Source organism: Methylocystis sp. (genome assembly GCF_051062815.1).
Taxonomy (GTDB): Bacteria; Pseudomonadota; Alphaproteobacteria; order Rhizobiales; family Beijerinckiaceae; genus Methylocystis.
Window position 1 is genome coordinate 1 of the sequence record NZ_JBPFDU010000055.1, and the last position, 10,992, is coordinate 10,992.

The 10,992-nt window shown below is 64.5% G+C and carries 12 protein-coding genes and 1 pseudogene; 6 read left to right on the forward strand and 7 right to left on the reverse strand.

The window, feature by feature from the left end; all coding sequences use genetic code 11:
* Nucleotides 1–945: pseudogene (locus ACR65W_RS08470) on the forward strand (ATP-dependent zinc metalloprotease FtsH); the annotation flags it as partial.
* A 55-nt stretch (nt 946–1,000) separates the two neighbouring features.
* Here ACR65W_RS08470 and arsC read toward each other — a convergent pair.
* Nucleotides 1,001–1,363: an arsenate reductase (glutaredoxin) gene (gene arsC / locus ACR65W_RS08475; RefSeq protein WP_434499993.1), complete on the reverse strand. Its 363-nt coding sequence runs from the start codon at nt 1,361–1,363 to the stop codon at nt 1,001–1,003.
* Nucleotides 1,364–1,554: 191 nt separating this feature from the next.
* On the opposite strand from arsC, the gene glmM reads away from it, so the two are divergent.
* On the forward strand, nt 1,555–2,901 hold the full coding sequence (gene glmM / locus ACR65W_RS08480) for a phosphoglucosamine mutase (protein ID WP_434499994.1): 1,347 nt from the start codon (nt 1,555–1,557) through the stop codon (nt 2,899–2,901).
* A gap of 186 nt (nt 2,902–3,087) precedes the next feature.
* A complete protein-coding gene (locus tag ACR65W_RS08485) occupies nt 3,088–3,327 on the forward strand; it encodes a hypothetical protein (RefSeq protein ID WP_434499995.1) in 240 nt (79 codons plus the stop codon).
* Between the two features lie 127 nt (nt 3,328–3,454).
* Here the strand turns inward: ACR65W_RS08485 and ACR65W_RS08490 are convergent, their stop codons facing one another.
* The gene (locus ACR65W_RS08490; RefSeq protein ID WP_434499996.1) at nt 3,455–4,336 is read right to left on the reverse strand and encodes a metallophosphoesterase family protein; all 882 of its coding nucleotides are present in this window, start codon (nt 4,334–4,336) and stop codon (nt 3,455–3,457) included.
* Between the two features lie 115 nt (nt 4,337–4,451).
* On the opposite strand from ACR65W_RS08490, the gene ACR65W_RS08495 reads away from it, so the two are divergent.
* Nucleotides 4,452–4,946 carry an NUDIX domain-containing protein gene (locus ACR65W_RS08495; protein ID WP_434499997.1) on the forward strand — a complete coding sequence of 165 codons (495 nt, stop codon included), beginning with the start codon at nt 4,452–4,454 and terminating at the stop codon, nt 4,944–4,946.
* Here ACR65W_RS08495 and ACR65W_RS08500 read toward each other — a convergent pair.
* Nucleotides 4,932–5,507, reverse strand: a complete 576-nt coding sequence (locus tag ACR65W_RS08500) for a GNAT family N-acetyltransferase (RefSeq protein ID WP_434499998.1) — start codon at nt 5,505–5,507, stop codon at nt 4,932–4,934. The genes ACR65W_RS08495 and ACR65W_RS08500 overlap by 15 nt on opposite strands.
* 108 nt (nt 5,508–5,615) lie before the next feature.
* Between ACR65W_RS08500 and ACR65W_RS08505 the strand changes: the two genes are divergently transcribed.
* The gene (locus ACR65W_RS08505; RefSeq protein ID WP_434499999.1) at nt 5,616–6,113 is read left to right on the forward strand and encodes a GNAT family N-acetyltransferase; all 498 of its coding nucleotides are present in this window, start codon (nt 5,616–5,618) and stop codon (nt 6,111–6,113) included.
* A complete protein-coding gene (zapE, locus tag ACR65W_RS08510) occupies nt 6,110–7,261 on the forward strand; it encodes a cell division protein ZapE (protein WP_434500000.1) in 1,152 nt (383 codons plus the stop codon). Before ACR65W_RS08505 ends, zapE begins: the two co-directional genes overlap by 4 nt.
* Here zapE and ACR65W_RS08515 read toward each other — a convergent pair.
* The 4 genes from ACR65W_RS08515 to surE all read right to left on the reverse strand — a co-directional run bounded on the left by ACR65W_RS08515 (nt 7,236) and on the right by surE (nt 10,634).
* Nucleotides 7,236–7,529: a hypothetical protein gene (locus ACR65W_RS08515; RefSeq protein WP_256033276.1), complete on the reverse strand. Its 294-nt coding sequence runs from the start codon at nt 7,527–7,529 to the stop codon at nt 7,236–7,238. The genes zapE and ACR65W_RS08515 overlap by 26 nt on opposite strands.
* A 157-nt stretch (nt 7,530–7,686) precedes the next feature.
* Entirely contained in the window at nt 7,687–9,048 is a 1,362-nt protein-coding gene (locus ACR65W_RS08520; RefSeq protein ID WP_434500001.1) for a peptidoglycan DD-metalloendopeptidase family protein, read from the reverse strand.
* A 126-nt stretch (nt 9,049–9,174) separates the two neighbouring features.
* Nucleotides 9,175–9,864, reverse strand: a complete 690-nt coding sequence (locus ACR65W_RS08525; RefSeq protein WP_434500002.1) for a protein-L-isoaspartate O-methyltransferase family protein — start codon at nt 9,862–9,864, stop codon at nt 9,175–9,177.
* Complete coding sequence (gene surE / locus ACR65W_RS08530; RefSeq protein ID WP_434500003.1) at nt 9,861–10,634, reverse strand: 5'/3'-nucleotidase SurE; 774 nt, start codon at nt 10,632–10,634, stop codon at nt 9,861–9,863. The genes ACR65W_RS08525 and surE overlap by 4 nt, the downstream gene beginning before the upstream one ends.
* Nucleotides 10,635–10,992: the final 358 nt, after the last annotated feature.

The following is a 10,992-nucleotide window of genomic DNA, read 5'->3' on the forward strand; positions in this document are numbered from 1 at the left end:
CCGAACCCGGATTTCATCGGCCGCGAGAAGATCCTCAAGGTTCACGCCCGCAAGGTGCCTTTGGCGCCGGACGTGGATTTGAAGATCGTCGCGCGCGGCACGCCGGGCTTCTCGGGCGCCGATCTGATGAATCTTGTCAACGAGGCGGCGCTGCTGGCGGCGCGGCGCTCGAAGCGGATCGTCACGAACCAGGAGTTCGAGGACGCGCGCGACAAGATCATGATGGGCGCCGAGCGTCGCACGCTGGTGATGACGGATGAGGAGAAGAAGCTCACCGCCTATCACGAAGGCGGCCATGCGCTGGTCTCCTTGAACGTGCCGGGCTCGATTCCGATCCACAAGGCGACGATCATTCCGCGCGGCAGAGCGCTCGGCATGGTGCAGGGTCTTCCCGAGCGCGATCAGATCTCGCAGAGCTACGAGCAGCTCGTGGCGATGCTGGCGATGGCGATGGGCGGACGCGTCGCCGAAGAGTTGATCTTTGGGGCGGCGAAGACGACCTCCGGCGCCGCCTCGGACATTCAGCAGGCGACGCGCATCGCCCGCGCGATGGTCACCCAGCTCGGCTTCTCGGACAAGCTCGGCACGGTCGCCTATGCCGATCCGCAGCAGGAGCAATTCCTCGGCTACTCGCTCGGACGCACGCAGACCTTCTCCGAACAGACGCAGGAGACGATCGACGCGGAGGTGCGCCGGCTGGTGCAGGAAGCTTACGAGAAGGCCAGGCAGATCCTCGTCGACAAGCGTACGGATCTAGATACGCTCGCCAATGCGCTTCTCGAATTCGAGACGCTGTCCGGCGATGAGATCAAGGGCCTGCTCGCCGGCAAGCGGCCGGTGCGCGAAGAGTCGTCGCCAACGCCGCCGCCGCGCGGCTCGGCGGTGCCGACGACGGGCCAGAAGCCAGAGCCCGACGTCGGCGGCCTGGAGCCGCATCCGATCTAACGGGAAAAACCCAGCGGTCCGGCCGCTGGGTTTTTTGCATTCGAACCCCGGCGATCTATGTCTTGGACCGCGCGATCAGATCATTGACCGTCTCGGCGGGTCGACAGAGCGCCGCCTTGTCGCCCATCGAAACGATCGGCCGTTCGATCAGAATCGGATGCTTTTCGATGGCGGCGAAAATCTCGTCGTCTGACAGGGCGGGATTCTCGAGTCTCAGTTCTGCGTAGGGCGTCCCGCGCTTGCGCAGCACGTCGCGCACGCTCTTGCCCATGCGACGCAGAAGCTCCTTCAAGGTCGCCCGATCGGGCGGGTTTTTGAGATATTCGATCACCTGCGGCTCATAGCCGGCCTCGCGCAGGGCGGCCAATACGTTGCGCGAGGTCCCGCAGGCGGGGTTGTGGTAGATTTTGACTTCCATGTGGACATCCGTTCAGACGATGTGCGAGTGTTCATTAACCGTTCATTAGGCCGGCGAAAACACGCATTTAACGTTGTGGCATTATGCCCATAGATGCGCCGACTTGGCGCGACGGATGGCGTGACAGATGGCGTGAAGGATGCGCCGATTTGCCGCCGAGGCGCTCGGGCGCCGCTCGCTGAGGATCTTCAATGACCCGCACCTATTTCGGCACAGATGGCATTCGTGGCCTCGCCAACGAGAAGATCACGCCGGAGCTCGCGCTCAAGGTTGGGCAGGCGGCCGGGCTGATCTTTCATCGCGGCGAAGGTCGGCACCGCGTCGTCATCGGCAAGGACACGCGGCTCTCAGGCTATATGATCGAATATGCGCTTGTCGCCGGCTTCACGTCCGTCGGCATGGATCCGCTGCTGCTGGGGCCAATGCCGACGCCCGCGGTCGCCATGCTCACAAGATCGATGCGCGCCGACGTTGGCGTGATGATTTCCGCCTCTCATAATTCCTTCGAGGACAACGGCATCAAGCTGTTTGGACCGGACGGCCACAAGCTTTCGGACGAGATCGAACGCGATATCGAGCGCCTCATCGACGGCGATATGTTGCGCAAGCGCGCAGGACCGAGAGATCTCGGACGCGCGCGCCGCATCGACGACGTGCGCGCGCGCTATATCGAGTTCGCCAAGCGCACGCTGCCGCGCAATATGAGCTTGGAAGGTTTGCGCCTCGTCGTCGATTGCGCGAATGGCGCGGCCTATAAGGTGGCGCCCGAGGCGCTGTGGGAGCTTGGCGCCGAAGTGATCGCGATCGGCGTCGAACCCGACGGATTCAACATCAATCATCGCGTGGGCTCCACAGCGCCGCAGGCGCTGCGTGACAAGGTGCGCGAGCTTCGCGCCGACGTGGGCATCGCGCTCGACGGCGACGCCGACCGTGTCATCCTGGTTGACGAAAATGGGCGCCTGATCGACGGCGATCAGCTGATGGCGGTTATCGCCGAAAGCTGGCGCGATCAGGGACTGCTGGCCAAGCCCGGCCTCGTCGCGACAATCATGTCCAATCTTGGATTGGAGCGCCATCTGAATTCGATCGGGCTCACACTCGAGCGAACGCCCGTCGGCGACCGTTATGTGATCGAGCGCATGCGCGAAGCCGGCTACAACATTGGCGGCGAACAGTCAGGCCATGTCATTCTCTCTGACTATTGCACGACAGGCGACGGGCTCGTGACGGCGATGCAGGCGCTCGCGGAGGTGAAGCGTCAGGATCGTCCGGTGAGCGAAGTTTGCCATCGGTTCGAACCGCTGCCGCAGGTATTGGAGAATGTGCGCGCCCATCGTCGCGAATTGGAGCGCACGGCGGTGGCGTCTGCAATCGACGATGCGCGGGCGCGACTTGGCGGCTCCGGCAGACTCATTGTTCGCCCCTCCGGCACTGAACCCGTGATCCGCGTCATGGGCGAAGGCGACGACCGCGAGCTGGTCGAATCTCTCGTCGCGCAGATCTGCAGCGTGCTGAAGGAATCCGCCGAGGCGGCCTGAGCCGGCGCTTTACGCGATTGGCGACGCCACGAGAAAGCGACGCGGATATGCTTTGCAGGCACGCGTTCTGTTAAGGAACTTGGTTAAGCGATAGGGTTAACTTGCCATTAACCGTTGTCGCCCATGCTTCCTTTTCGGCGCTGCGCTATTCGAACGCAGTGGCGCGCCCGAAAATGGGAGCACATCATGCGCCGCTCCATCGCCTTTCTGCTGTCGTTCGTTCTGATTGCTGGCGCTGTGAACGCGCGCGCCGAAAATCTGCCTCCGCCGCCGCCTCTTGATGTCAGCGGCTGGTATCTTCGGGGCAATGTCGATATGCCCGCGCAGTTGACGGAAGAGCAGCCGCAGCTTCAGCCCAACCTTCTCGCCGACCTGGCGAATGGCCCCGCCCGACCAACGCATTATTCGATGAGCGCATTGCGTTAGAGCGTTTTGCATTTGGCTATATGCATATCCTGCGTTTACGAGGTCGTTGGCGCGCTCATCTGGCTTGAAGGTCGTTAGGATTTTTGCGATTGCGTCGCTGACGGCGTCGATTGATCGCGCGCAGGCTTCACAGCTCAACGGATTCGAGTTCGACGACCTCGCCAGCGTCGTTCAATCCACGCCTGCGCAGCGAAATCCTGACGCCGCCAGCTTCGCGCTCGATCTGGTAAAGATTATAGGCGGCGCCTGGGTAGTGTCCGCCGGGCCGGGCCGAAGCCGACGCGACGCCCACGACCGGCGTCCCGGCGCCGGGTCCAGACAGACGATGCAGACTGGGCTTGTGATTATGCCCATGCAGAACGAGCTCAGCGCCATGACGCGCGATGACGCTTTCGAATTCCGCCGCGTCTTCGAGCCCGCGCAGCCGCCGGGCGCCGCCGACATGCGGCGGGTGGTGAAGACAGACGACGCGCGCAAGTCCTTGCGCCTTCGCGCGTTCCAGCAGATCCGCGAGCGCCGCCAGCTGAGTCGCCCCGAGCCGCCCGGAAGCGACGAAAGGCGCCGTCGGCACGCCGGTGTCGAGACCGATCAGCGCGACGCCGCCGCGCCGGCGCAAATAGGGAAAGCCGGCGCCGTCGCCCTCGCCCGTCGTCCAAGGCGCGAAAACTTCGTGAACGAGATCCGTCACGCTCGCCACATAAGCGTCGTGATTTCCGGGCGTGAAGCTCACGTCGTCAGGCGCGCCCAGAGAGGCGAGCCAGTCTTTGGCGAGCGCGATTTCGCCGGGAAGTCCGATGTTGACGATATCCCCGGTCATGACGACATGGTCGGGCGCCTGAGCTTTGATGTCCGCGACGATCTTGCCGAGCACGCTCATATCGTGCTGATCGCCGCGTTTATAAAGCCAGTTCACATAGCCCGTGACGCGCTTGCCAAGGAGCTCCGCGAGATTGGGCCGAGGAATTGGGCCGATATGCGCATCGGAAAGATGGGCGAGCCGGAAGTTCAAGAATCCTCTCTGACGGCCGGGCGCGCCGCGCGGCGCTTTCCGCATTCGGGATGGGTCAGCGACACTAGTGCTTTCGGGCGTCATTTGCCATAGTTTCGGGCGATCGGAGGCGGTTTTGACGAAGCCTGAAGAAGGACCCGCGGCGCCATCGACGCGCACGCGTTTTGCGTCGCGGCTGATCGCTTTGGGCGCACGCTTTCAGCGTCCGATGACCCTGGGCGTGCGCGGCCTCGTCCTCGACGCTAGAAACCGCGTGCTGCTGGTCCGACACACTTATGTGGAGGGCTTTTATTTGCCGGGCGGCGGCGTCGAAAGCGGCGAAACGCTTGTCGAGGCGCTCGAGCGCGAACTCCACGAGGAAGCCAACATCCTGCTGGACGAACCGCCTGAACTGTTCGGCATGTATTTCAATCGGCGGTTCTCGATGCGCGACCACGTCGCGCTTTACGTCGTGCGCGCGTTCCGCCTCACGCAGCCGCGCGCCCCTGATCGCGAGATCGCAGAGGCGGACTTCTTCGCGCTCGACGCTCTGCCAGCGGATACGACCGCAGGGACGCGGGCGCGACTGTCCGAGGCGCTGCAGAACACGCCTGTTTCACCTTATTGGTGAACGCGTGACGGAGCCGGCTCCGGCGCTCAAGGCGCGCAGATCACGCCAGCCATAAGCGATGTCGGGGAGGACGACGCCCTCAATCTCCCACACGCCCTCGACGCCGACAGGCTCCGCGCCAAGCGCTTCATAAAAGCCGCGGGCCTTCGGCGAGTCGCGCAAGACCCAAACGGCGGCGCTCGCACAGCCGGCGGATATCAGATGCGCCGCGAGCCGCTCCATCAAGCGCCTGCCTAGTCCCCGGCGCTGGGCGCGCAGCAGCAGGTAAATCGACGCGATTTCGCCCGCAAAGCCAAGCGGAACGAGCTTTGGACTGGACAGGCGACCGCAACGGGCGAACCCAACCGGAGTCTCGCCCTCGCAGGCGATGAACACGGCCTGAGCGCCTTCGCTCGAGCCGATCCGCTGCAGCCAGCGCCGCGTCCAATCGTCGAGATCGATCGACGCCAGCGCCTCGGCGCGCATCACCCCGAGGTAGGTCTCCCGCCAGGCCTTGGCGTGGAGTTCGGCGATCGATCGGGCGTCCTCAATGCTTGCCCGGCGCAAGCGATACTCCGCCATTGGCCCTCTCCGCCCATAGCGTCGCATGGCGGCATGTCGCGGCGCAACGAGAGGTTTTGCCGCGCAGACGGCGCGTGATATGGCCTGCGCCCAGGGTCAAGCCACAACATGATCGATCTCGCCGTAAAATTTGCGCCGCTGACCGCCGCAGACGACGCGCATCTCGAAAAGCTCGACGAACGCGCGTTCGGTCCGGGCAGATATGCGCGTACGGCCTATCGCTTGCGCGAAGGCGTCGAGCCTGACCGCTCGCTGTCTTTTGTCGCGCGGATCGGGACGCTGCTTGTCGGCGCGAACCGCATGACGCCCATCCTCGTCGGGTCAACGCCCGCGCTTCTGCTTGGTCCGTTGACTGTCGAGCCGGCGTTTCGCCAGCAGCGCGTCGGCGAGACGCTCGTCAAATATTCGCTGGACGCGGCGCGCGACGCCGGACATGGGCTCGTCTTGCTCGTCGGCGACGAGGAATATTACGCACGGCTGGGATTCGCGCCTGTGCCGCGGGGCAAAATCACGATGCCCGGTCCCGTGGACCCAGAGCGCCTGCTCTATTGCGAACTTCTCCCCGGCGCGCTCGCAGAGGCGAACGGCAGGATGCGGCGCATATGATTTCGCGCGCGCAGAGCATCGTCGACAAATATGACGCGCTCGTCGCGCAAGGCGCGTTGGAGCGCGACGCGTCGCAGCGCGCGGCGATCGAGAAGCTTCAAGCGCTCGCCGACGCTCTCGCAGGCCGCAGGCCGAAAAGCGCCAGTGTGACGCAAGCGCTCCTTGCGACCTTTCGCCCTCGGGCGCAGCCTGCGCGCGGCCTCTACCTCTGGGGATCGGTCGGGCGCGGCAAAACCTTCTTGATGAACCTGTTCTTCGGCGCGCTTCCTGTCGAAAAGAAACGTCGCGCGCATTTTCACGCCTTCATGGCGGACGTGCACGATCGGCTGCATCGCCTGCGTCAGAAGCCGCACAGGGGCGACGCCGATCCGGTGAGCTGCGTGGCGCAGGACATCGCGCAAGAAACCCGTGTGCTCTGCTTTGACGAGTTCGCCGTGCACGACGTCGCGGACGCTTCGATCGTCGCACGGCTGTTTTCTTCACTGCTGGCGTCGGGCGTCGTCATTGTCGCGACGTCCAACGTCGAGCCTTCGCGGCTCTATGAAGGCGGCCGCAATCGCGATCTGTTCCTGCCCTTTATCGCCATGTTGCAGGAGCGAATGGACGTCCTGCGTCTCGACGCGCCGAACGACTATCGGCAACGGCGCGAAGATCTCGGGCAGGTCTATTTCACGCCCGCCGACTCTCGCGCGAGATCAGCGATTGACGCGCTCTATGCGACGCTCGCCGGCGACGCGAGGGAAAGGCCTGCGACAATTGAAGTCAAGCGACGCCGCATCGAGATCCCGCAAACGGCGGGCCGCGTCGCGCGTCTGAGCTTCGCGGCGCTCTGCGGTCAACCGCTGTCAGCGGCGGATTATATGGCGATCGCTGAGAAATTCGACGCGGTGATCGTCGAAGACGTTCCAGTCTTGGCGCCAGAACAGCGGAACGAAGCGCGCCGCTTCATCACGCTGATCGACGTTCTTTACGAAACGCGCATCCTGCTGGTCGTTTCCGCCGCGGCGGAGCCTTCCGAACTCTACCGCGAGGGCTTTGGCGCCGAGGCGCGCGAATACGAGCGCGCGGCGTCGCGCCTGATCGAAATGCGGAGCAAAGATTACATTGACGCCCGCGCCGCGCTCATGGCTTCGACATGCAGTCCTTGATGTCGCTTGCGCGTTTCATCAATTCGAACCGATCGGCGCAATAGCGTTCGAGATCCGGCCGTTTCGCTGGATCGGTCGCCGCGGAGCGAATGCCGACCGCGCCATCGAGCAGCTCCTTTTGCGCAGCATGGACCTGAGACGGCGGCAGTTGTCCCGAGCAGGCCTCATAGCGCTTGAGTAGCGCGTCGCACTGCGGGACGCCTGTTGGATCCACCGCGAAAGCCGGCGTGGCGGCGAACAGGAAAATGAAAGCGAGACGATGCTTCACTGGCGCGGGATCCTCCGGTTACGACCCGCGCCATATAGCATTTTGATCGGCCCGTGAGGCGCCAAAAGACGAGAGCGGCGGGCCTTTCTTTGGACCCGCCGCCCCGAAGTCTCCAGCGCCTTGTCTCGCGGACGCCGGAGCGTTCTCGCGTCGATGCCTACAACCCCGCCAGATAGCGGGTGGGATCGACGGGCGTCGAACCCTTGCGCAGTTCGAAGTGAAGCTGCGGGGAGCCGACATTGCCCGACTGGCCGGATTTGGCGATCGTCTGACCGCGCTTGACCTGATCGCCGCGCTTGACGTCGAGTTCGCCATTATGGGCGTAAGCCGAAACGAAGCCGTTGGGATGCCGAATGAGCACGAGATTGCCGTAGCCCTTGAGCTCACTGCCGGCGTAAGCGACGACGCCGCCTTCGGCCGCCTTGACCTGAGTTCCCTCAGGCACCGCGATGTTGATCCCGTCGTTGCCGCCCGTTGTGAAGCCCTGAATGATGCGGCCGCGGGCGGGCCAGCGAAACTCAGGCCGACCTTCGTCGGAAGCCACCGCTTTCGCGTCAGTCGCCGGGGGAATGGAGGCGGTCGCGGTCGTATCGACCTTGCGGGCGCCGGGCGTTTCTTTCGGAGATTCGGCGACAGCGGGCTTGCTGCGCGCGTCCGCGATCTTGGACTCAGCTTCCGGCGCCTCGTGAGAGGAAGGCCCACGGGCGATCCGCTCGGTTTTGACGGCGCGCGCCGGCGTCGTCGCGGCGATGCGCGCCTCTGCCTTGACGAGCGTCTTCTCCGGCGCAGTCTTGGCCACTGCCTTCGACTTATCGATCGGCTTGGTTTTCGTCGGTTCAACTTCGGTCTTGCGCACCGGCTTCGCCTGTTCCACCGGTTTGGCGGCGGCCGCGGACTTCGCCAGCGGCGCGGGCTTCGCGGCGATCGGCTTGGTCGCGGCTGGGACAGAGGCGCGCGTCGCCACGACGGGAGCTCCGCCGGCCCGATAGACCGGAACCACCAGACGAGAGCCTGGCTGAACCTGGGAGGCAATGTTGAAGCCATTGGCCCGCAGCAGCGCGTCAGTGGGCACGCCGTAGCGGGTGGCGAGCATTGCCGCGGTCTCGCCCTGGGCGACAACGATCGGCGTGCCGCCTTCGGCGCTCCAGTGGCCGCCGGCGCCGGCGGCTGCAACGCGCGTCGGCGACGGCTGCGCCGACGGCGTAGAGGTCCGCGCCATGGAAGCGCCGCCGCTCTGAGCGGACGCGCTGGCCGAGGGGGCAGGCAATGGACGGGTTTCCACCGTCGTGGAGGGCGGGCTCTGCGCCGGCGCGTCGGCGATCGCGCCAACAGGCGCCCGGTCGACGCCGAGCGAGGCGGTCTTGGCTGATCCTGAGAAGGGGTCGGAGAAGGGATCGGAGAAGGTATCGCCTCCGAAGCGGGAGGCGTCGGAGCAGCCGGCGACAAGGGCGGCGACGCCAACGGCCGCCAAGAACCGCACTGCGGCGCGGGAATAAGCAATATGATGCTTGGTAACCATGACGCGACCCACCCGAACGCAACATTGAACGGCTTTATGGGTAACAGCGCGGCGGTTAAGGAGCCGTTTAAGATGAACGCAAAGCGCGCGCGGCCGTGAAAATTTTCAGCATTCGGTCACGATGTTTTAGAGCGCCTGCGCCAGTCCGGGGATCGCCGGCCCCAGGCGACACGGGCCAAGATCAGTCTCCCGCAGTTCGCCGTCCTCATTGCGATCAAGCTTAATCAATCGTTCCTTCGCGCGCGCGCCGGCCTTCGCGTGCTCCCTTCGGGCGAAGAGCAACGCGCCGCCCGGCGTGAGCATCTGGATGAGCGCAGCAGGCGCGGCGCCGACCGAGGCCTGGACGATGATTCGATCGAAGCGTCCAAGCTCGTGAGGCGGATCGAGGCCGTCGGCGAAAATCGCCTTGGCGTTTACAGCGCCGTGGGCGGCCAATCGACTCGAGGCCTCGATGGCGAGCGTCGCGAAGCGTTCGAGGCTTACGACCTCGTTTGCGAGCTGCGCGAGCGCCGCCGCGCCATAGCCGGACCCCGCCCCGACCTCCAGCACCCGGTGGCCGCGGCCGATTTTGAGCGCTTCGAGCCGTCTGGCGAGTTCGACCGGTCGCGACATGGTCTGCCCGCAGCCGATCGGCAGCGAGAGATTGCGATTCGCGAGATCGCGAAAGCGATAGGGCGCGAACGCCTCCCTTGGGGTCGCCTCCATCGCGCGCAACACCGAGAGGTCACGCAGGCCCGCCTGGCGCAATGTCAGCAGCAACGCCGCGCGCTCCTCAATTTGTTGGCTGGCCTGGCGCGCGCCGGCCTCCTCGGTCATTCCTTGCCCTCAAACGCCGCCGCGAGGCGCGTCACCGTCGGGTGATCGGTGAAATCGAGCTGCAGCGGGGTGACGGAGATTTTCTTTTCTTCGAGCGCCAGCAGGTCGGTGCCCTGCCCCGGCTTGAAGTCGCCGCGCTGGAAAGAAATCCAGTGATAGGGATTGCCGCGGCCGTCCTTGCGGTCCTCGATCCGCATGATGTCGCTGCTGCGCCGGCCCTGCAGGGTGATCGCGACGCCGGCGACGTCCTGGGGCGCACAATGCGGAAAATTCACATTCATCAACACGTTCTTCGGGATGCCCGCCGCGAGCAGGCGGCGCACAACCTCGGCGCCATGCGTCGCCGCGCATTCCCAGTGGATCGTCCGGCGATCTGCGAAGAAATCATAGACCTGGGAGAGCGCAATCGACGGAATGCCGAGAATCGTGCCCTCCATCGCCCCGGCGATGGTGCCGGAATAGGAGACGTCCTCGGCGACATTCTGGCCGCAGTTGACGCCGGAAATGAGAAGATCGGGCGGATGATCGAGCATCAGCTTGCGCAGGCCCATGATGACGCAATCGGTCGGCGTTCCCTTGAGCGCGAAGTGGCGCGGCGAGATCTCCCGCAGCCGCAGCGGATCATTGAGCGACAGCGAATGCGAAACGCCGGACTGCTCGAATTCCGGCGCGATGACGAAAATATCGTCGGTGAATGCGCGCGCGATCGCCTCCGCGATGGCGAGGCCGCGCGCGTGAATGCCGTCGTCATTGGTAACGAGAATGCGCATGTGTTTGGCGGTTTCGCTCGCGCTTGGGCTATTCGAAGAAGCCCAAGTTTCTTTGGACGATTCGACGCCCAACGTCCACAATGACGCAAATTGCCCGCAGGGCGATCGGGTGAAGGGTTTCCTCATCCTGAGGAGGCCTCGAAGAGGCCGTCTCGAAGGACGAGGGTGAGGAAAACATATGCGAAGCCGGGCTTCCTCGTCCTTCGAGACGCGTGCCGCGCACGCTCCTCAGGATGAGGAAGCCCTTCACCCGATCGCCTTGGAAGGGCGCCCGAGCCACACGCATGTTCGATCTGGAACCCGGCAAGCTCATCGTCATCGCCATCGTCGCGCTTATTGCGATTCCCTCGAAGGATTT

Bases quoted from the DNA above. Each gene is read 5' to 3' on its own strand.
- ACR65W_RS08505 (WP_434499999.1), top strand. From the start codon at position 5,616: ATGATCGATCTCGCCGTAAAATTTGCGCCGCTGACCGCCGCAGACGAC.
- glmM (WP_434499994.1), top strand. From the start codon at position 1,555: ATGACCCGCACCTATTTCGGCACAGATGGCATTCGTGGCCTCGCCAAC.
- arsC (WP_434499993.1), bottom strand. From the start codon at position 1,363: ATGGAAGTCAAAATCTACCACAACCCCGCCTGCGGGACCTCGCGCAAC.
- ACR65W_RS08525 (WP_434500002.1), bottom strand. From the start codon at position 9,864: ATGACCGAGGAGGCCGGCGCGCGCCAGGCCAGCCAACAAATTGAGGAG.
- ACR65W_RS08485 (WP_434499995.1), top strand. From the start codon at position 3,088: ATGCGCCGCTCCATCGCCTTTCTGCTGTCGTTCGTTCTGATTGCTGGC.
- zapE (WP_434500000.1), top strand. From the start codon at position 6,110: ATGATTTCGCGCGCGCAGAGCATCGTCGACAAATATGACGCGCTCGTC.
- ACR65W_RS08500 (WP_434499998.1), bottom strand. From the start codon at position 5,507: ATGGCGGAGTATCGCTTGCGCCGGGCAAGCATTGAGGACGCCCGATCG.
- ACR65W_RS08520 (WP_434500001.1), bottom strand. From the start codon at position 9,048: ATGGTTACCAAGCATCATATTGCTTATTCCCGCGCCGCAGTGCGGTTC.
- surE (WP_434500003.1), bottom strand. From the start codon at position 10,634: ATGCGCATTCTCGTTACCAATGACGACGGCATTCACGCGCGCGGCCTC.